The sequence below is a fragment of the Bradyrhizobium sp. B120 genome (assembly GCF_049075665.1).
Taxonomy (GTDB): domain Bacteria; phylum Pseudomonadota; class Alphaproteobacteria; order Rhizobiales; family Xanthobacteraceae; genus Bradyrhizobium.
In genome coordinates, this window is the sequence record NZ_CP185242.1 from 5,994,230 (window position 1) to 6,014,540 (window position 20,311).

At 63.9% G+C, this 20,311-nt stretch carries 17 protein-coding genes; 12 read left to right on the plus strand and 5 right to left on the minus strand.

What is annotated here, in order from left to right; genetic code table 11:
- Window positions 1-2: 2 nt before the first annotated feature.
- The 3 genes from ACOIX3_RS27935 to ACOIX3_RS27945 form a co-directional block, all read right to left on the minus strand.
- Complete coding sequence (locus ACOIX3_RS27935) at window positions 3-1,022, minus strand: branched-chain amino acid ABC transporter permease (protein WP_420965219.1); 1,020 nt, start codon at window positions 1,020-1,022, stop codon at window positions 3-5.
- Entirely contained in the window at window positions 1,019-1,921 is a 903-nt protein-coding gene (locus tag ACOIX3_RS27940) for a branched-chain amino acid ABC transporter permease (RefSeq protein WP_092125855.1), read from the minus strand. Before ACOIX3_RS27940 ends, ACOIX3_RS27935 begins: the two co-directional genes overlap by 4 nt.
- Window positions 1,922-2,015: 94 nt before the next feature.
- Window positions 2,016-3,275: an ABC transporter substrate-binding protein gene (locus ACOIX3_RS27945; protein ID WP_420965220.1), complete on the minus strand. Its 1,260-nt coding sequence runs from the start codon at window positions 3,273-3,275 to the stop codon at window positions 2,016-2,018.
- 168 nt (window positions 3,276-3,443) lie between these two features.
- On the opposite strand from ACOIX3_RS27945, the gene ACOIX3_RS27950 reads away from it, so the two are divergent.
- The 5 genes from ACOIX3_RS27950 to ACOIX3_RS27970 all read left to right on the plus strand — a co-directional run bounded on the left by ACOIX3_RS27950 (window position 3,444) and on the right by ACOIX3_RS27970 (window position 9,426).
- Window positions 3,444-4,940 carry an AMP-binding protein gene (locus ACOIX3_RS27950; protein ID WP_420965221.1) on the plus strand — a complete coding sequence of 499 codons (1,497 nt, stop codon included), beginning with the start codon at window positions 3,444-3,446 and terminating at the stop codon, window positions 4,938-4,940.
- The gene (locus ACOIX3_RS27955; RefSeq protein WP_420965222.1) at window positions 4,937-5,581 is read left to right on the plus strand and encodes a TetR/AcrR family transcriptional regulator; all 645 of its coding nucleotides are present in this window, start codon (window positions 4,937-4,939) and stop codon (window positions 5,579-5,581) included. The genes ACOIX3_RS27950 and ACOIX3_RS27955 overlap by 4 nt, the downstream gene beginning before the upstream one ends.
- Window positions 5,578-6,351, plus strand: a complete 774-nt coding sequence (locus tag ACOIX3_RS27960) for an SDR family NAD(P)-dependent oxidoreductase (protein WP_420965223.1) — start codon at window positions 5,578-5,580, stop codon at window positions 6,349-6,351. The genes ACOIX3_RS27955 and ACOIX3_RS27960 overlap by 4 nt, the downstream gene beginning before the upstream one ends.
- Window positions 6,352-6,360: 9 nt before the next feature.
- Window positions 6,361-8,283 carry a flavin-containing monooxygenase gene (locus ACOIX3_RS27965; RefSeq protein WP_420965224.1) on the plus strand — a complete coding sequence of 641 codons (1,923 nt, stop codon included), beginning with the start codon at window positions 6,361-6,363 and terminating at the stop codon, window positions 8,281-8,283.
- A gap of 513 nt (window positions 8,284-8,796) precedes the next feature.
- Entirely contained in the window at window positions 8,797-9,426 is a 630-nt protein-coding gene (locus tag ACOIX3_RS27970; RefSeq protein ID WP_420965225.1) for a 2-hydroxychromene-2-carboxylate isomerase, read from the plus strand.
- Window positions 9,427-9,465: 39 nt separating this feature from the next.
- Here ACOIX3_RS27970 and ACOIX3_RS27975 read toward each other — a convergent pair whose 3' ends face one another.
- Both ACOIX3_RS27975 and ACOIX3_RS27980 read right to left on the minus strand, forming a co-directional pair.
- Entirely contained in the window at window positions 9,466-10,476 is a 1,011-nt protein-coding gene (locus ACOIX3_RS27975) for a glutathione S-transferase N-terminal domain-containing protein (protein WP_420965226.1), read from the minus strand.
- A complete protein-coding gene (locus tag ACOIX3_RS27980; protein WP_420965227.1) occupies window positions 10,473-11,969 on the minus strand; it encodes a M81 family metallopeptidase in 1,497 nt (498 codons plus the stop codon). The genes ACOIX3_RS27975 and ACOIX3_RS27980 overlap by 4 nt, the downstream gene beginning before the upstream one ends.
- Window positions 11,970-12,157: 188 nt before the next feature.
- Between ACOIX3_RS27980 and ACOIX3_RS27985 the strand changes: the two genes are divergently transcribed.
- The 7 genes from ACOIX3_RS27985 (at window position 12,158) to ACOIX3_RS28015 (ending at window position 20,023) form a co-directional block, all read left to right on the plus strand.
- On the plus strand, window positions 12,158-12,952 hold the full coding sequence (locus ACOIX3_RS27985) for a class II aldolase/adducin family protein (protein ID WP_420965228.1): 795 nt from the start codon (window positions 12,158-12,160) through the stop codon (window positions 12,950-12,952).
- Window positions 12,953-13,064: 112 nt separating this feature from the next.
- Window positions 13,065-14,003 (plus strand): GAF domain-containing protein, encoded by a 939-nt coding sequence (locus ACOIX3_RS27990; protein ID WP_420965229.1) that lies wholly within the window; start codon window positions 13,065-13,067, stop codon window positions 14,001-14,003.
- A 539-nt stretch (window positions 14,004-14,542) separates the two neighbouring features.
- Window positions 14,543-16,132: an ABC transporter substrate-binding protein gene (locus ACOIX3_RS27995; RefSeq protein ID WP_420965230.1), complete on the plus strand. Its 1,590-nt coding sequence runs from the start codon at window positions 14,543-14,545 to the stop codon at window positions 16,130-16,132.
- A gap of 59 nt (window positions 16,133-16,191) precedes the next feature.
- The gene (locus ACOIX3_RS28000) at window positions 16,192-17,127 is read left to right on the plus strand and encodes an ABC transporter permease (RefSeq protein ID WP_420965231.1); all 936 of its coding nucleotides are present in this window, start codon (window positions 16,192-16,194) and stop codon (window positions 17,125-17,127) included.
- Between the two features lie 67 nt (window positions 17,128-17,194).
- On the plus strand, window positions 17,195-18,016 hold the full coding sequence (locus tag ACOIX3_RS28005) for an ABC transporter permease (protein ID WP_223968980.1): 822 nt from the start codon (window positions 17,195-17,197) through the stop codon (window positions 18,014-18,016).
- Window positions 18,013-18,993, plus strand: coding sequence for an ABC transporter ATP-binding protein (locus ACOIX3_RS28010; RefSeq protein WP_420965232.1), 981 nt, complete (start codon window positions 18,013-18,015; stop codon window positions 18,991-18,993). The genes ACOIX3_RS28005 and ACOIX3_RS28010 overlap by 4 nt, the downstream gene beginning before the upstream one ends.
- Window positions 18,986-20,023 (plus strand): ABC transporter ATP-binding protein, encoded by a 1,038-nt coding sequence (locus ACOIX3_RS28015; protein WP_420965233.1) that lies wholly within the window; start codon window positions 18,986-18,988, stop codon window positions 20,021-20,023. Before ACOIX3_RS28010 ends, ACOIX3_RS28015 begins: the two co-directional genes overlap by 8 nt.
- The last annotated feature ends 288 nt before the right edge of the window (window positions 20,024-20,311 follow it).

Here is a 20,311-nt window from a genome sequence, read left to right on the forward strand (position 1 = left end):
GGCTAACCGCGCCCTTCACCACGTCGATGGCCGTACCATTCGACGACGAAGTCCATGAGGCCTTTTCGCAGGCCGATGGCAAAGAACAGGATCACGATGCCGAGCACGATGCCGTGATACTCCGTCAGGCGAGTCACGGTGTCGTTGAGGATCAGCAACAGCACCGTTCCGACCATCGGCCCAAGGAAGGTGGTCACGCCACCCAGCATGTTGATGAAGATGCCCTCGCCCGAGATCGTCCAGTAGGCGAATTCGGGATAGGCGCCGGAGACGAACAGCGCCATGATGATGCCGCCGGTCGCCGCGAACAGCGCCGCCAGCACAAAGATTGTCAGCTTCGCGCGCCAGACGTCGATGCCGATGAAGCTCGCCCGCGTGGCGTTGTCGCGGATCATGCGCAGCGTGTAGCCGAACGGCGACTGCGCGATCTGGCGCATCAGCAGCAGCCCGATCACCAGCAGCGCGCAGCTCGTGATGTAGAGGTGGAGATGGTTCGAAAGGTCGATGCCGAGGAACGGCGGCCGCGGAATGCCGCCGCGAAGGCCCTGGTCGCCGCCGGTCAGCGATTGCCACGACAGGATAGTGGAGTGGATCAGCATCTGGAACGCCAGCGTGACGAAGGCAAAATAGATCTCCTTCAGCCGCACGCAGATCGCGCCGATCACCACGGCGACGACGAAGGTCATCGCCAGCGTGGCGGCAAAAGCCACCGGGATCGGCACGCCGGTCTTCTGCATCATGAGGCCGAAACCATAGGCGCCGAGGCCGAAGAACATGCCGTGCCCGAACGAGATCAGTCCGGTGTAGCCGACCAGAAGGTTGAGCGAGGTCGCGAACAATCCGTAGGCTGCGCAGCGGATCACGAAGTCGAGCAGCTGCTTGCTGCCGAACACCATCGGCAGCAGCGCGAGCAGCACAAAGGCCGCGAGTGCGATCAGCAGGTCGCGATAGCGCTGCGGCCTGGCGTCGATCCGGGGCACTTCGAGCGGCCGCGCACCTTGGCCTGCCTGCAACTCGGTCATGCGACCTCCTTGCCGAACAGGCCGGTCGGACGCGACACCAGTACGATCACCATGAAGAGATACATCAGCCCCTCGGTGAACAGCGGGAAGCCGAGCGATCCGAACGAGCGGATCAGCCCGATCAGGAGCGCACCGATCAGCGCCCCCAGGATCGAACCCATGCCGCCGATCACGGTGACGATGAAGGACTCGATCAGCACCGAGAAACCCATGCCCGGCGTCAGCGAGCGCACCGGCGCGGCAAGCGCGCCCGCCAGTCCCGCCAGCATGCCGCCGAGCGCAAACACGCCGCCATAGATCAGCCCGGTGTTGATGCCGAGCGCCGACACCATCCCGGGATTGTGCGCAGCCGCACGGATGACCTTGCCGATCCTGGAGCGCGCCAGCCCCAGCCCAAGAACCACCGCGGCCACCAGCGCTACCCCGATCAGCAAAAGATAGTATGGCGGCACCACGCCGCCGGCGATGAACAGCGGCGGCACCTGGAACGCTGCCGGCATACCCATCGACCTGAATTCAGGCCCCCAGATCATGCGGACGACATCGTCGAAGATCAGCACGAAGGCGTAGCACACCAGAAGCTGCATCAGCACGTCGCGGCCGTAGACGCGGCTCATGAAGGCGCGCTCGAAGATCAGGCCGAGGAGCGCGGTGCCGACAGCACCGCTCAGGATCGCCAGCGCAAAGCTGCCGGTGAGCTGGTAGGCCGTCATCGCGAAATAGGCGCCGAACATATAGAAGGCGCCGTGGCTGAAATTGACCACCTTGAGCACGCCGAAGATCAGGGTCAGCCCCACGGCGACAAGAAACAGCAGCATGCCGATGATCAGGCCGCTGGTGGTCTGAGTCACCAGGCATGCAGGACTGGTGAGGCAACTGGCGAGCGCGTCGAGGTCCACGAGAATCATCCATTACGGCGGGCCGCAACGCCGGCGCGCGACAAACATCAGATGCTAGGCGGAGACAGCAGGCTGCCTCCGCTTCGCATGCGGATCAGGTGTAACCCTTGCTCTTCTTCCACTCGGCCTCGAGCTCGAAGATGGTCTTCCAGTCCCCGGCCTTCACGTCGGGCACGTAGGGCTCCTGCGGGATCGTGGTGCCCCAGCCGATCGCGTAGCCGACCAGCGTGTGGTCGTCGGCGCGCATGGTGACGGTGCCGTCGGCACCGAACGGGCATTTGATGGTGAGCCCGGTGAGGGCCTCCGCGACCTTCTTGCCGTCGGTCGAGTTCGCCTTCTTGACGGCCTCGTTGAGGAACATGACGGCCGTCGCGTTCTGCCAGGACCAGTTGGTCGGGTACTCGTTGTACTTCGCCTTGTAGGCATCGCCCCAGGCCGCATTCTCCGGCGTCGGCGGGAACGTCTTGATGTAGCGGTCGCCAGAGTGAATGCCCTTGGGCAGGTTCTTCACCACCGTGAGCGCGGTGTAGTCGGCCATGTTGACCGCGAACACCTCCATCTGGTTGAACATCGCGTAGATGTTGGCCTGGTCGATGTAGGAGGTGAGATCGCCACCCCACAGGCAGGAATAGAGCGCCTGCGGCTTGGCCTGCAGGATCTTGGTCACCACCTCGGTGTAATCGGGCTGGAACAGCTTTGGCCAGGACTCGCTGATGATCTCGACATCGGGCGCGAATTTCTTCAGGTACAGCACGAATTCGCCGGTGGTATCGCGGCCATAGGCATAGTCCGGCGAGCAGGTCGCCCACTTCTTCAGCCCCTTGGACTTGGCGATCCCGGCTGCGTAGCCGGCGCCGACGATCGAGTCATGAATGCCCTGCCGGACGCAACGGAAGGCGTTCGAGATGTGCTGCTTGGGATCGGCCGTCAGCGACGACGCTTCCGAGCAGGTGTGGATGCAGAGCACGCCGAGATCGCGCGCCACCTCGTGAACCGCGAACGATCCCGACGATGCCTCGCCATCGAGCAGCATCTCGCAGCCGTCGGTGTTGACGAGCTCGCGCGCGATCCGCGCGGCTTCCTGCGGCTGTCCCTTGGAATCGCGGATCACCATCTCGATCTGCCGCCCGGCAAGACCGCCCGCGGCATTGACCTTCTCGACTTCCAGCATCACCGCATTGCGCGAGGACGTGCCGAGTTGCGCGACGCGACCCGACAGAATGGTCGGCATGCCGATCTTGATGGTCTTGGCCTGTGCGCGCGCCACCCATGGCGCAGCAAAGCTCACCGCACCGGCGCCCATCAGCGCAAGCGTCGAACGCCGGCTGATGCCCGGTTTCCGGGTCCTCGTCATATTCCCTCCCTGTCGGGTTCGCGTTCCCAAATCCCTGTCGGAGATCGTTTCGTCTCCATGGCCACGATGTTTTCAGAGCAAGGGGGGTGACGTCAAGCCAAAGATGAATTACGACTCATAATTCATCCAGGGAGAAAACGGCGCCGGAATCGGCCCGACGGACGGCAAATGATCAATCTTTCCAGCTTCATCGCATTTCATGCCAGGCGGACTCCGGAGCGCTGTGCGCTGAAATATCGCGGCGAAGACGTCTCCTATGCAGATTTCGACCTGCGGATCCGGCAGGTCGGCAGCTGGCTCACGACACGCGGGGTCGCGCCGGGCGACGTCGTCGCCCTCCTGATGAAGAACAGCACGGCCTTTCTCGAACTGGTGTTTGCGACCAGCCATATCGGTGCGGTGTTCCTGCCGATCAATTATCGCCTGTCAGCCGATGAGGTCGGCTACATCGTCGGCAATTCCGGCGCGCGCCTGCTGGTCGCCGACGAGGAATTTGCCGCGATCGCAACCGGCGGCGTGCAGGTCGTGCTGCTGGGTGAAGTCGCCCAGTCCAGCGTCACCAGCCTTGCGCCCGACATCGCGCCGGCGCCGATCCATGTGCGCCAGCCGCGCGACCTGATGCGGTTGATGTACACCTCGGGGACGACGGATCGCCCCAAGGGGGTGATGCTCACCTACGAGAACATCTACTGGAAATCCGCCGACCAGACGCTGGTGCTTGGACTCAACGCCGACACGCGGCTGCTCGTCGTCGGTCCGCTCTATCATGTCGGCGCGCTCGACCTGCCCGGCATCGCGGTGCTCTGGCACGGCGGCATGCTGTGCATTCACCGCACCTTCGAGGTGGAGCCGGCGCTGGCCGCCATCGAGCGCGAGAAGCTCAACGCGGCATGGTTTGCGCCGGTCATGACCACGGCCCTCCTCACCTGCCCGAACCGCGAGCGTTACGATGTCTCCAGCCTGCAATGGGCGATCGGCGGCGGCGAGAAGACGCCGGAAGTCCGCATCCGCGCCTTCTCTGACTATTTCAAGAATGCGCGCTACATCGATGCCTACGGCCTCACTGAGAGCTGCGGCGGCGATACCTTCATGGACGCCGGCCGCGAGATCGAGAAGATCGGCTCGACCGGCCGCGCCATCGCCCATGTCGAGATCGAGATCCGCGACGATGCCGGCAAGCGACTGCCCGCCGGCCAGAATGGCGAGATCTGCCTGCGCGGTCCGAAAGTCACGCAGGGCTACTGGAAGGATCCCGAGAAGACGGCATCCGCCTTCTTCGGCGACTGGTTCCGCACCGGCGACGTCGGCTATCTCGACGAGGACGGCTTCCTCTATCTGACCGATCGCAAGAAGGACATGATCATCTCCGGCGGCGAGAACATCGCCTCCTCCGAGGTCGAGCGCGTCATCTACGAAATCCCCGGGGTACGCGAGGTCGCCGTGATCGGCCTGCCGGACGACCGCTGGGGCGAGAAGCCGGTCGCCATCGTGGTGCTGGCCGACGACGCAAGGCTCGACCTGCCCCACCTCACCGAATTCTGCCGTGCGCGGCTCGCCGGCTTCAAGGTGCCGCGGCAGTTGATCATCCGCGACAGCCTGCCGCGCAATCCGTCCGGCAAGGTGCTCAAACGCGTGCTCCGCGCTGAACTCGAGGCCACCGCATGACGCAAGCGACATCCGCCAAAGTGACAAAACTCAACCGGGTCGAGCGCAACGCCTGGACCAAGCAGAAGATTTTCGATGCCGCGACCAAGGTCGTCGGCAAATACGGCTACGCCGAAGCCTCGGTTGCGCGGATCACGGAAGCTGCCGGCGTCGCGCAAGGCACCTTCTACAATCACTTCGAGAACCGCCAGGAGCTGCTCGACCAGCTGCTGCCGAAGATCGGCCTCGACATGGTCCGCTTCATTCATGCGCGTACCGGCACTGCCAACGAAGCCCGGCAGGAGGTCGAGCGCTTCAGCGCCTTCTTCGACTTCATCCGCGAGGTCCCAGAGTTTCTCCGCATCCTCAACGAGGCCGAGTTCTTCGCGCCGATCGGCTACCAGAAGCATTTCGACAATATTTCGAACGCCTATGTCCGGATCCTGCAGCGCGCGCGGGCCGCGGGCGCCACCAACACCTTCAGCGACGAGGAGTTCGAGGCCATCGTTCAGGTCTTGATGGGTGCGCGCGGCTATCTCAGCCGCCGCTATTCCTACTCCGAGCAAGGCGTCACCGCGGTGCCCGACTACGTCATCACGGCCTACCAGAAGCTGGTCACGCGCGGCCTGTTCACCACGAGCGATAAGGGAAGAAAGTCATGAGTGCCGACGGCATCATCCTCGTCACCGGCGGCAGCCGCGGCATTGGCGCGGCGACCGCAACGCTGCTTGCGGATCAAGGACACGGCGTCGTCATCGTCGATATCGCGCCCGAGCCGCTGGTCGGAACAGCCGCCATTCTCTGGCCGGCGCCGTTCGACGTCGCGAGCGAAAGCGCCGTCGTTGCCGGCGTCGCCGACATTGAGCGGGCGCACGGCCCGATCGCCGGCCTCGTCAACGCGGCCGGCGTGTTCGGCAAGATGCACACGATCGACCGGGTGCGGATGGAGCAATGGGACCGCGAGGTCAATATCGACCTGCGCGGCACTTTCCTGGTCGCGCGCAGCGTCGGCATCGGAATGGCCAAGCGACGTCACGGCGCGATCGTCAACGTCGCCTCGGTGGCAGGCATGACGTCGGGTCCGATCCACGCCTACACCGCGGCGAAGGCGGGCGTCATCCAGATCACGCAGACGCTGGCCGCCGAATGGGGCCGTTCCGGCGTCCGCGTCAACGCGGTGTCGCCCGGCTTCACCCGCACGGTGGCGCTCGAGGCCGGCATCGCGTCGGGTGCCCTGAACAAGGATCTGCTGGCCCGCCCGACTGCGATGAACCGGCTGGTCGAGCCGATGGAAGTGGCGCAGGCGATCGCCTGGCTGCTCTCGCCGCAGAGCAGCGGCGTGACCGGCATCAACCTGCCGGTCGATGCCGGCTACATCGTGGGCACCACCTGGGCCGCCTATGGCGGTCTGCCCGACGCAGCGGCGAGCTGAGGACAACGCATGAATATCGAGCTTTCGTGCAAACACCTCGATCTTTCCTCCGCCATCGCCGAGGGAGACATCCGCGTGCTGCTGATGGTGCTGGTGCACATGACCGGCAACGAGAAGTGGCTCGAACCGCCGTACCAGCCGAAGCGCGACGTCCGCCTGATCCCCGATCCGGACGCCGGCGTGCCGAAGGAGATCCAGGACGAGATCCGCGCGGCCGTGCTGAACCTGTTCGCCAACGGTACGCCGAAGCCCGTCATCACTGATCCCGGCGATGAGCTGATGCTGCGGATGATGCGCGCGACGCTCGGCGAGAACGTTACGCCGGAATATGCGCCGTTGATGCGCGAGGAAATGGGATTCGTTCCCCGCGATGCCAGATGGCGCGAACGACCTTCCGACGAACGACTGGCGCAGCAGCATGTGCTGATCGTCGGCGCCGGGGTCTGCGCGATCGCGCTCGGGGTTGCGCTCGGGCGGCTCGGCATTCCCTACACCATCGTCGAGAAGCAGGACGAGATCGGCGGCACCTGGTACGTCAATCGTTATCCCGGCTGCGGCGTCGATACGCCGAACCACTCCTATTCGTTCTCGTTCGGCGCCCGCAATCCGTGGACCCGCTATTTCGCGCAGCGCCAGGAACTGCTGGACTACCTGCTCAAGGTCGTGCGCGAATACGGCATCCGCGAGCATGTCCGCCTCTCGACCGAACTCGTCGCCTCGCGCTGGGACGAAGGCAAGCGCCGCTGGATCTCGACGCTGAAGACCGCGAACGGTGAAGAGACCTTCGAGTCCACCGCGCTGGTCAGCGCTATCGGGCAACTCAACGATCCCTCGCCTGCCCGCTTCAACGGCGACGAGGATTTCACGGGCCAAAAGGTTCACTCGGCGCTGTGGTCCGACGACATCAAGCTCGACGGCAAGCACGTCGCCGTGATCGGCACCGGGGCGACCGCGATGCAGCTTGTGCCGTCGATCGCCGACCGCGTCGCCTCGGTCACCGTCTACCAGCGCACCGCGCAGTGGGCGCGACCGGTGAAGGGCTATTCCGACCCGATCACCGAAGGTGCGCAGCGGCTGCTGGCGCATCTGCCGTTTTATGTGCAGTGGTACCGCTTCAACATGTTCTGGCGTTACGGCGACGGATTGTTGCCGTTCCTCCGCAAGGATCCGGCCTGGCCGCATCCGGAGCGCGCCGTCAACAAGGGCAACGACCGGCATCGCCAGGAACTGGCCGACTTCATCCTCTCCGAGCTGAAGGACCGCCCTGACCTGATCGAGAAGTGCATGCCGACCTATCCGCCTTACGGCAAGCGCATCCTGCTCGACAACAACTGGTTCAAGACGCTGACCAGGCCGAATGCCGAGCTGGTCACCGACAGGATCGACCATTTCGCTGCGGACGGAATCGTCACGGCCGACGGCACATCGCGGCCGCACGACGTCGTCGTGATCTCGACCGGCTTCAAGGTCTCCGAGATGGCGGCACGTCTCAACATCACCGGCCGCGACGGCAAGAACCTCAAGCAGGCGTGGCACCACGACAATCCGACCGCGTATCTCGGTCTCACCGTGCCTGACTTCCCCAACCTGTTTCTGATGCTCGGCCCCAACTCGGGACCCGCGCATGGCGGCAGCGTGATCTTCCAGTCGGAATGCCAGAGCCGCTACATCTCTGCCTGCCTCGTCGAGATGATCGAGAACGATATCGCTGCAATCGACGTGCATCGCAACGCGCATGACGAATACATCCGCAACGTCGATGCCGAGCATGAGCAATTGATCTGGACGCATCCGGGCATGACGACCTACTACCGCAACAGAAGCGGGCGTGTGTTCTCGGCAATGCCGTGGCGGTTCGTCGACTATTGGAAAATGACGCACGATCCGGACTTCACCCAGTATCGTAAGACCAAGGCGCGACAGGAAAGCTGACCTGAAATACCCCGCTCGTTAACTTGACAGCAGGCGATATCTGCCGCAGCATTTCGCCGACTGCCACCTGTTGGGGTGCGGGAGCGCCTGCTCCCCGCGTCGCAGGAATTGACGGACGATTTTGGAATCGGCCGCCAGGCAGAGAAGCGGACAGAGGTCCGTCGGCCCACCCTTGGAGAGGAGCATGACGCCACCGGCGAAAGCCAGCGACCTTGCTCGGCAAGGTCTCGGTGCACGTTGAGGCGAACAGCAGCTGCTAGCCGCGTGCACTGCCGACAATCTGAACATATCCGCAGGACGAGAGCGCAAAGGCCAAGCGCTTTTAGGTCCCGAAACACCACTGGTCTACACCAGAGATCCTTCGCTAAAACGAAGTAGCAGGGCCCCGCGATGCTTGAATGCACCGGGGCCCATTCGTTTGCGCGCGTTTGCGCGCCATCTCTCCGTCGTCGCACCGCATTGCGTCACCGCGCGGGATCGGGAACAATTGTCGCGACAGGTTCAGGAGCGATGATGGAAAAGCCGAAGGTCAGGATCTACACCGACTACAAGTCGCCCTACGCCTATATCGCCAATAAGCGGTTGTTCGAGCTCGAGGAGACCCTTGGCGTCGAGCTGGAATGGCTGCCCTACACGCTTCGCATTCCCGAGTTCATGGGCACGGTCGAGGCGCGCACGCCGCATTTCTGGCGCAAGGTCCGCTACTCCTACATGGACGCGCGGCGGTTCGCCAACGCGCAGGGACTGACCATGAAGGGCCCGCGCCGGATCTACGACGCGTTCTATTCGAGCGCCGGGATGTTGTTCGCGCAGCGCCATGGGCTGTTCCGGCCTTACCATGACACGGTGTTCCAGAGATTTTGGAACCACGAGCTGGAGATCGACGAGCTGTCTGAGATCACCGGCGTAATCGCCGCGATCGGCGGTTCCACTGAGGCGTTCGAGGCCTACGTTCGTGGGCCTGCCCGCGCGGAACACGATCGCATCATCGACGAGGCCGAAGCGCTCGGCGTGTTCGGCGTGCCCAGCATGGTGTTCAACGGCGAATTGTTCTGGGGCGGCGATCGCATCGACATGCTGGTCGAGCGGATCAGGCATCCGGAATCGGTCGCCGCCGCACTCGGGAGCAGGCACCGGACCTAAGCTCGCGCCGTTTTGAACCTGGTTACCGTCCATGATCGATCAGCCCCCATTCAGGATCGCCCAACATCCGGTGCGTTCCAGCACCGGCTTCAACGCCGCGCGATCGCCTGCATCCAGCGCGGCGAACTTCTCGCGCAACTGCTGCAGGCACTTGACCTGATATCTGAACGGCGCCAGCGCATAAGGCAGTCCCCAGACATTGATCTCGAGCCGTTCGAGGCCTTTCGCCAATGCATCGGCATTGGCGGCAAGGAACGGCAGATAGAGCTCGCCCGCGATCCGCAGTAGCGCCTCGGCGAACCCGCCAAGCGCCTGCTCGCGTGGATGCCAGGTGCCCTCGACACCGGACGCATCATCGAGCCGCCGCACCCAGTGATCGGTGAACGGCGCGCGCTCGCGCATGATCCGCATCGGGGTCGGGTCGGTCGCCATCTCGCTGAGCTGGCCGAACCAGGCGAAATCCGCCAGCGATGGCCGGCTGCCAAACAGATAATTCGTCATGCCGACATGCGGCTCGAATGCGGCGAGCGTCCGCCGATAGCTCTCCTCCAGCAGCGGACGGTTCTCTTCGGTGGCGCCGAGAATGACCATGCGCGAAATCTGCCGCTGCCGGAATTCCACGATCTCCTCGCGGCTGCCCGCCGTGGCTTCCGATGTGGACCACTCCTCGCCCGCCCAGCGCGAGACATAAGCCTGATCTTCCTCGTCCCACCAGCGATACAGAAACAGCGGCTTCACCGCCCATTCGTCGGCGAGGTCCTCGAGCAGATCGCAGACGAAGGCTGTGGCCTTATCCTCCGGGATCACCGACCGCCCCCGGTGACGCACCTCCAGATCGTAGGCGAGCGCCGTGGTCTCGCCGCGATAGCTGCCGTCGGGATATTGCAGTACCGGGATCAGCATCGGCTTCAGATGCGCGGTCGCCGCGCGCAACGCCTTGGTCATGATGACCCAGTCGTGCGGGATCCGTCGGTAGCGCATCAGCGCGCGCAGCTTGATCGCATAGGGCGATGCGGTCGAACCGATCAGGCGGTAGCGGCCTTCCGTCATGACGCCCCCTCCGAAAACGCCGGATTGCCGTACGGATAGAACTGCGCAAGATCGATGTTCTTGTAGGGCAGCTTGTCCAGCTGCGTCGTGCCAAGGAAAGGCTCGTCCGGCTCGACCAGCAGGATCGTCTTGGCAAAGCCGTTGTCGTCGAAGCCGCGCCGAAAGTGCACCCGCGACTTGATCGCCATGACCTCGAATCCACCGACGTCAGGCACCAGCGCCTTCAGCGAGAACGGCTCCATGATCTGCACCAGATAGGTGGAGAGGATCAGCACATTGTTGCGGCCGAAGCGCACGCAGACCCAGAACTGCCCGTACCCTTCCGCTGCCGCCGAGATCGTGCCCTGAATGCGAACCGGGTCGCCCGCCGACTCGTCGGCGCGGCCGCCGATCTCCATGTCGAAGGCATCGCCAGCCTTGGCACCCGCCGCCTTCAGGCTTGCGGTCGCCCTGGCATCGGCAATGGTCGCGATGACAGTGTTGGCGAGGTCCTGCGCGATGATCTCGCGCAGCAACCAGGTCGCTGATCCCGAGCGGTCGCTGTGATCGGCCAGCACCACGGGCGTGTTGCCATCGGCGACGGCCTGCTTTGCCAACGCGACGCCCTCGGCAATGCTGTGCAGCCGGGTCGATTGCAGCAGCGCTTCGCGCAGCCGCCAGATCGTGCCGGCGAGATCGCGCGCGACCTGCTCGGCGAGCTTTGGGTTGTCGTTGGTCAGGACCTGCACGGTCATGCCGACGTCGGGAACATCGGCGAACGGGAAACCGAAGAAGATGTTGACGTAGACGTCGACCTCGCGAGCCTCCCACACCAGCGCGCGCTGCACGAGATCCATCCACGGACGCGCGCCGGTCCATTGCAGCACAGTGGGCGAGATCACCGGAACCTTGATGGTCTTGTGGGTTGGCTTGTAGTCGCCGCGGATCGCTCGCACCAGCATGCGCGCCGCCCGTTCGCCCTGCAGATGCGCGTCATAGTGCGGGAAATATTTGACCGCGAACGCCATGTCGGCCTGCTCGAGGAACGCCTCGTCCTCATTGCCGTGAGGATCGAAGGTCGCGGCGATGAAGGCGGAGCGGCCGACCACCTCGCGGACCTGCCGCGCCAGATCGGCCTCCGGCCGCGGCACGTCGCGCACGGCCATCGCACCGTGCAGGCACAGATAGACCCCGTCGAACGGCCCCTCCTCCTTGAGCCCGGCAATCATCTTGCCGGTAAAGGTGCGATAGGCCTCCTGGGTGATCCAGCCCGATCCGGTGTAGGTCTTCGGCCAGAGCGGGGATTCGATGCCGACCAGTTCGACCTCGGAGAACTCGCGCGCGACCCGCACGAAGCCGCCCATATAGTTCTTGGGATCGAACTGCAGCAGCGCTTCACCTTTGGCCGGCGAGCCCGGATAGATGAAGTCGTCGAGTGTCGTCTCGTTCGGCAGGAACGAGACGGTTTCGTGGGAGAAATGCAGGACGGCAATACGAATCTTGCGTTCGCTCATTGTGTGCGCCTCGGCTGTTTTTTCGTATCCTGACATCGAAGGCGCGGGGCGCCAATGCCGCATTCGGTTTTTGCCCGCTAGACCTGCAAATAAGCAGACGCGGCGCGGCTTGCCGCGGTTCCGATTCTGCTATGGTCCACGCCAACGATCGGGCCCCGGCCCCGCAGATGTCTCAAGGAGAGAACGCCATGAATCCCCCCGTCAGCTCGCCCGCGATCAAGGTCGTGAAATCCGTTCGCGAGCAGGTGAGCGCCGAGGAGTGGCAGGCCCGTGTCGATCTCGCCGCCTGCTATCGGCTGACGGCGATGTACGGCATGACCGAGATGATCGCGAACCACATCTCCTGCCGCGTGCCCGGCACCACCGACCAGTTCCTGATCAATGCCTACGGCATGCTGTATGAGGAGATCGACGCCTCCAGCCTGATCAAGGTCGACGTCGAGGGCAACACGCTGCTCAACGCCACCGATTACGACGTCAACGTCGCGGGCTTCGTCATTCACAGCGCCATCCACATGGCCAAGCACGACATGGACTGCGTCGCGCACACCCACACTCCGGCCGGCATGGCCGTCTCGGCGATGGAATGCGGCCTGCTGCCGCTGGCGCAGACCTCGATGCGTTTCCTGCACATCGCCTATCACGACTTCGAAGGCATCGCCGACAATGTCGACGAGCGCGAGCGGCTGGTCCGCGACCTCGGCGACCACGAGGCGATGATCCTGCACAACCATGACCTCTTGGTCGTTGGCCGCACCGTGCCCGCCGCGTTCAACGTGCTGTTCCGGCTCGAGCGCGCCTGCCAGACCCAGGTGATGGCGCTGTCCTGCAACACCAAGCTGACCTATCCGCCGCAAAACATCCTCGAAGACACTTATGAGCGGATGCTGCCCAAGCCCGGCCGCGTTGCGCGCAACGGTGAACTCGCCTGGCCGGCGCTGCTGCGCAAGCTCGATCGCGCCGATCCGTCGTACCGGGACTGAGACGAAATCGCGCCTTCGCATCAACTTTGGGCGTCGCTTGCCCGCAATTTGAGCGCACATTTTGCCGTGACATCGCCGATGCTAGCCGTCGGCGAGACGGCAGGTGCGTGCGATGAAAACCTTCATTCGCGTTGTTGAACTGTGGGTGCCAGATCCGACACGGACGCGGCTGGAATTCGGCGGCAGCCTGCACAGCTCCGAGTTCGCCGAGTTCAACGCGGTCAGCGAGAACGCGCTGTTCGCCTATGACGAGGGCCTTCCCGGCAAGGCCTGGGCGAGCGGCCATCCGGTCATCCTGACCGAATTCGCCAACTCCTATTTCAAGCGAACCGATGAGGCGCGCGAAGCCGGCCTGACCTGCGGCGTTGCGCTTCCGGTGTTCGCCGGCGAATTCCTGATGGCGGTGATGGTGCTGCTCTGCGGCGACGACCGGAAGCATGTCGGCGCGATCGAACTTTGGCACAACGATCCCGAGAAGTCGCACGAGATGGCGCTCGTCGACGGCTACTACGGCACCGCCGACATGTTCGAGTTCAACTCGCGTCACACCAAATTCCCGCGCGGCTTCGGCCTGCCCGGCCGGACCTGGAAGGCCGGCACGCCGCTGATCATCAAGGATCTGCACAATTCCAAGGGATTCCTGCGCTGGGAGGACGCATCCGAGATCGGCATCAATTGCGGTGTCGGCATCCCCTACACGACCGGCGACCAGACCTGGGTGGTGACATTCCTGTCGGCCCAGGCGACACCGATCGCACGCCGGTTCGAGATCTGGGTGCCGAACGAAGAGCGGTCGGCGCTGGTGTTTCACTCCGGCGACTGCAGCGAGCAGTCCGATCTCGCCACGCTCTATGCGGCCAAGACGATCGGTCGCGGCGAAGGCTCTATCGGCGGCGCATGGGCGACCGGCATGCCCGCGCTCACCGAGCATCTCAAGCAGGATGAATCGATCGCGGCTACCCAGGCGCGTGGCTCCGGCATGAACCAGGTGGTCGCGCTGCCGGTGATCGAGAACGCCCGGCTCAAGGCGGTGCTGGCCTGGTATTTGTGATTGTTGGCTCACCTGCATTCGTCGTCCCTGCGAAAGCACGGACCCACAACCACCGAAGGTGATTGTTGCGCGACGTTGGGGCCGCAGCCCCCTGCAACAACTCAACCCTGTGGTTATGGGTCCCGGGTCGCGCTTCGCTTGCCCGGGATGACGCCGGGGTTGGTCAGCTTCAATTTTCAAATAGCCCGTCGGATTACTATGTCACAGGTGGCTTGCTGCCACAGAATGCGCGAGAGGCGGCCCCGCGGCTGGCATTCGGTCAGGAACCCCGGCTCCCCGGTTTCAGGACAGAAGCCGAAATCCATTCAATCGCAGCTGCTTACTTGCTCGCGCAAGTTGCAGCCAAGGTTCGGCGCGGTCAAATCATGTCGGTAGGCACCCGCAGCACCGGCAGCGTTTCGATAATCCTGCCCCGCGCATCGCGGCGACACAAATTATTTGGTGCCGGTCGCCATCGACACGACGTGAGGACCTTGCGCTGGACGTGCTGCCGATGATCAACTCGCAGTTCGGAATGTTCCTGCACCGTTGGGGGAAGCATGAAGTTCAAGATGATTGCGATCGCGGTTGGCCTCGGGCTCGCACTCGCCGCTACGGCGGAGGCCCAGACACCGCGCAAGGGCGGGACCATTCGCATGACGGCGCCCTACGGCTCCAGCTTCACCAGCATGGACATCCACACGACACCGCGCGCCCAGGACGAGATCTACGCCAAGGCGCTGCACCGATCGCTCTACATCTGGGACTCGGCCGAGGGCAAGCCGGTTCCGGAACTTGCCAAGGAGGTCACCGTCTCGGGCGGTGGCCTCGTTCATACCTTCAAGCTACGCGACGACGCCTATTTCCACAACGGCCGCAAGATGACGGCCGACGACATCATCTGGTCCTACAATCGCATCATGGACGGCACCAAGGCCTATCCCGGCGCGCGCTTTGTCCGCTTGATCGAGGGCGCGGCCGAGGTCGAGAAGGGCCAGGCCAAGGAAATCTCGGGCCTGAAGAAGATCGACGACTTCACCCTTGAAATGAAGCTGACCGAGAAAGTCGATCCCGCCTTCTATTTCTTCACCGCGTTGACTTCGATCTATCCGGCCGACGAGGGCGCCAAGGAGAGCTTCCTCCAGAAGCCGATCGGTCTTGGTCCATTCAAATTCGTCGAGCACGTGCCGGGATCGCGCATCGTGCTGGAACGCTGGGACCGGTTCTACAAGCCCGGCAAGCCATATGCCGACAAGCTCGTCGTATCGCTGATGGGCGAAGCCGCGGCCCGGGATGTCGCCTTCCGCAACAAGGAGATCGACACCTCGGTGCTTGGGCCCGCGCAGTATGTCGCCTATCAGGCCGACCCCAACCTCAAGGGCACCATCGTCGAGGTCGCCGAGGTCTTCACCCGTTACATGGGGATGAATCCCACGTTCAAGCCATTCTCCGACAAGCGGGTTCGGCAGGCCGTCAACTACGCCATCGATGCCGATCTGATCATCAGCAAGCTGGTCAAGGGCAAAGCCTATCGCGCCACGAGCTGGCTGCCTTTGACCTCGCCGGCATACGACAAGGCCATGAAGCCCTACCCTTACGATCCGGCGAAGGCGAAGCAATTGTTGGCAGACGCGGGCTATCCTAACGGCTTTGAATTCGAATGGACCACCAGTCAGAACGAAAGCTGGGGCCTGCCGATCGTCGAAGCCGCGATCCCGATGCTGGACAAGGTGGGCATCAAGGTGAAGGTCAAGCAGGTCGAGACCGCGGTGCTGGCGGAGGTCATTCGCAAGGGCGACTTCCAGGCCTTCATCTATTCCCAGGCGACCGGCCCGGATCCGCAGGCGGCGCTCAAATGCTTCCACTCGGCGACACCGCAATCGGCCTGCAACTACACGACCTTCAAGAACGCGGACTTCGACAAGATGATCGATGCAGCCGGCCAGACCGACGATGCCGCAAAGCGCGTCCAGCTGCTGCAAAAGGCCAATGCGCTGCTCCAGGAGGAAGCGCCGATCTGGTTCTTCAACTACAACAAGGCTGTTATGGCGGTGCAGCCCTGGCTCAAGGGAATCCAGCTGGACGCGACGGAACTGACCCATCAAAACGTCGAAGACCTCTGGGTCGACGACACCTCGCCGGCGAAGTGACAACTGCCATCGCTCCACTCCATCGTGTGAAACGATGGAGGGAATGAGGAAAACGTCGAATGCTCTCCTTCGCGATCCGTCGAGTCCTGCAAACCATTCCGACCGTGCTGGCCGTCGTGCTGCTGATCTTCGTGCTGTTCAGCGTCGTTCCGGGCAGCATCGTGTCGAGCATGGGCGATGACGGCCGGGGTCCGACGGACCCGCAGGTCGTGGAACGCATGAAAAAGCAGCTCGGCCTCGACGATCCCGTTTACGTGCGGTTCGGCTCCTATGTCGCCAAGCTCACGACAGGTGATTTCGGGACCTCGTTCCGGACCCGCGAGCCGGTCACGACCATGGTTGCCAAACGGATGTGGCCAACGCTGCAGCTGATCTTCGCAGCGCTGGCGTTTGCGATTGCGGTCGGCGTTCCGCTCGGTTTCATCGCCGCGCTGAGGCCGGGCAGCATCGTCGACACGCTCTCGATGGTCCTGGCGGTGTCCGGCCTCTCGATGGCCAAATTCTGGCTCGGGCTTTTGCTGATGTATCTGTTTGCCTTGAAGCTCGGCTGGCTGCCGAGTTTCGGCTATGGCGATGGCAGCCTGAAATATCTGCTCCTGCCTGCCGTGACCCTCGGCGTCTCGCCGATGGCGCTGCTGGCGCGGACGACGCGGGCAGCGGTGCTCGAGATCATGACCGCGGATTTTGTCCGGACAGCGCGCTCGAAGGGCATGAGCGAGACCCGGGTCGTGACGTGGCACGTGATGCGCAATGCGCTCGTCATCATTCTCACGGCGATCGGTCTGCAATTCGGCGTCGTGATGGGCCAAGCTGTCGTCGTCGAGAAATTGTTTTCCTGGCCGGGCATCGGCTCGTTGCTGGTCGACAGCGTCCTGCAGCGCGACATTCCCGCCGTCCAGGGCACCATTCTCGTGGTGGTGCTGTTCTTCCTCACCGTCAATACGGTGGTTGACCTGCTCTACGGCGTGATCGATCCCAGGATCCGATACGCATGAGCGGCGGTCGATCTCATCACGCCAGCGCACGTTCGACCGTGCCCCCTGTTAGGGCGGAGCGGCCGCGATGAAGCTTGGAACCAGCGCGATCATCGGCGGGCTGCTGTTCGCGCTTGCGATCTTCGTCGGCCTGTTCGCGCCCTGGCTGGCGCACACCGATCCGGTGATGGGCGCCAACCTGATGAATGCGGAAGAACCGCCGAGCTGGATCTGGTGGTTTGGCACCGATGCGCAGGGCCGCGACATCTATTCCCGCGTCGTGCACGGCGCGCGTATCTCGCTGACGGTCGGCATCGTCTCGCAGCTCGTCAACAGCGTCATCGGCGTGACGCTGGGCCTGACCGCGGGCTATTGGGGCGGCTGGTGGGATGATGTCGTCAATGGGCTAACCAATCTGATGCTGGCGATCCCCTCGCTGATCTTCGCGCTCGCCATCATGGCGGTGCTCGGACCCGGCCTGACCAGCCTCCTGATCGCGCTCGGATTGACCAATTGGTCCTTCACCTGCCGGATCGCACGCGCCTCGACGCTGTCGCTCAAGAGCCAGGGCTACGTGCAGGCCGCACGCGTGCTCGGCTATGGAGATTTGCGCATCATGATCACGCAGCTGCTGCCGAACATGGTCGGCCCCATCATTGTCATCGGCACGCTCGGCATGGGCGGCGCGGTACTGGCAGAAGCCTCGCTTTCATTCCTCGGCCTCGGCATCCGTCCGCCCTATCCAAGCTGGGGCAGCATGCTGTCGGAGGCGCGCGACCAGATTACCACGGCGCCGTGGCTGTCGGTGTTCCCGGGCCTCGCCATCTTCCTGACGGTGCTCGGCCTCAATCTGCTGGGCGATGGCTTGCGCGACGTGCTGGATCCCCAGTCGCGGAGCCGGCGCGCATGACGGCCGCTCCGCTGATCGAAGTCGAGGACCTGCGCATCGATCTCGATGACGGCGCCAACCATGTTGCGGCGGTCGAGGGCGTTTCATTCCGCATCGATCGGGGCGAGACATTCGGCCTTGTCGGCGAATCCGGCTGCGGCAAGAGCATCACGGCTCTCGCTTTGATCGGCCTGCTGCGCCGGCCGCTCTCGGTCGCCGCTGGCGCGATACGTTTCGAGGGTCGCGAGATTCAGGGACTTTCCGCGGCCGAGCAACGGGCGCTGCGCGGCAATCGCATCGCCATGATCTTCCAAGAGCCGATGACGGCGCTCAATCCGGTCTCGCCGGTCGGCCGGCAGATCGCGGAGATGTTCGTGCTGCACAAGGGCAAGAGCTGGCGCGAGGCAAACCAGCTGGCTGTCGAGGCGCTGGCGAACGTGCGCGTCCCCGCACCGGAGCGGCGGGTGAAGGATTATCCGCACCAGCTTTCGGGCGGCATGCGCCAACGCGTGATGATCGCCATCGCGCTGGCATGCGATCCGGATCTTCTGATCGCCGACGAGCCGACCACCGCGCTCGACGTGACGGTGCAGGCGGAAATCATCGAGCTGATGCGCAATCTGTGCGCCGAGCGAGGCACGGCGATCCTGATGATCAGCCACGATCTGGGCCTGGTCGCCAACGTCTGCCGCCGCGTCGGCGTCATGTATGCCGGCCGCATTGTCGAGGAACGCGGCTCGGACGACATCTTCCGCGCCTGCGCGCATCCCTACACGCAAGGCCTGGTCGATTCGCTGCCGCGGCTGGGCAGCCGCGCAGCACTCGGCCGGTCGCGGCTCAGGGAAATCGCCGGCGTCGTCCCGGCGATCGCGGACTTTCCGAGCGGCTGCCGCTTCAATCCGCGTTGCGCACAGGCGACCGAGATCTGCCGGACCACCGCACCTGAAACGACATGGCTCGGTGCAGGCGGGCTTGTCAGGTGCCACCACCATGCATGAAGCCGCGGCGAAGCCTGACGACGATGTCATCCTCAGCGTGGAGGATCTCGCGGTGCATTTTCCGCTCGGCGGCAGCTTGCTGGGCGGCGGCCAGCGGCTGCTGCGCGCAGTCGACGGCATCGATCTCGAACTGAAGCGCGGTGAGTGCCTCGGTCTCGTCGGCGAGTCCGGCTGCGGCAAATCGACCGTCGCCCTTTCGCTGCTAGGGTTGCTGACGCCGACGCGAGGCAGGATCGTGCTCGATGGGCATGTCGTGACGGGCCAGCGATCGGTCGATCGGAAGCTCCTGGCCCGGACCGCCCAGATGGTGTTTCAGGATCCCTACGCCTCGCTCAATCCACGCCAGACCGTACGCCGCACGCTCGAAGACCCGCTGCGTCTGCATGGCGTGACGGCCCAGAGCGAGATCGACGGACGCATTGCGGCGATGCTCAAACATGTCGGCCTGCGGCCCGAGCAGGCCGGCCGCTACCCGCATGAATTCTCGGGCGGCCAGCGCCAGCGCATCGGCATCGCCCGCGCGCTGATCCTCAATCCCAAGATCGTCATCTGCGACGAACCGGTATCGGCGCTCGATGTCTCGATCCGTGCCCAGATCATCAATCTGCTGCTGGAGTTGAAGGAGAGTCTCGGCCTCTCCTACATCATGATCAGCCACGACCTCGGCGTGGTCGAGCACATGAGCGACAGGGTCGCTGTGATGTATCTCGGCCGCATTGTGGAGACCGGCGGCTGGCGCGAGATCTTCGAACGGCCGGCGCACCCGTATACGCAGACCCTGATCGCCGCGATTCCCGATCCGCTGCGCCGCGCGCCGCTCGCGACGACAAGGGGCGAGCTTCCCAATCCGCTCAATCCGCCGGACGGATGTGCATTCAGTCCACGCTGTCGCTACGCCGAAGCGGTGTGCCAGCGCGAGCCCGGGCCTTCGCTTCAAACACGCCCAGACGGGCACGCAGTCCGGTGCTGGCGAGCTGACGAGATTGCCGGTCAGGCAGCCTTGGCCGCGGCCGAGAGCGAGCATTCCTAACATTTCGGCGATCCGCAGATTGCCTAACAGCCCGTTGGCTCCACCCATTCCAAGCAGCTCCCAGTCAGCCTCCAAGCTCAATGGTGCGTTCCAACGCAGCGGCGAAACCGTTGAGGCGACATTGAAGGCGACATCCTGCCCTGCTGATGTTCTGCGCGGCAACGGTAAGCAACCCGGTATCCATTCATCCAGAAGGCCTGCGGCCCGATGGATTCCGGGCTCGTGCTTCGCACACCCCGGAATGACGAGGCTGGGTGGATTAGCCACAGCCAGCGCGCCCCACCTTCC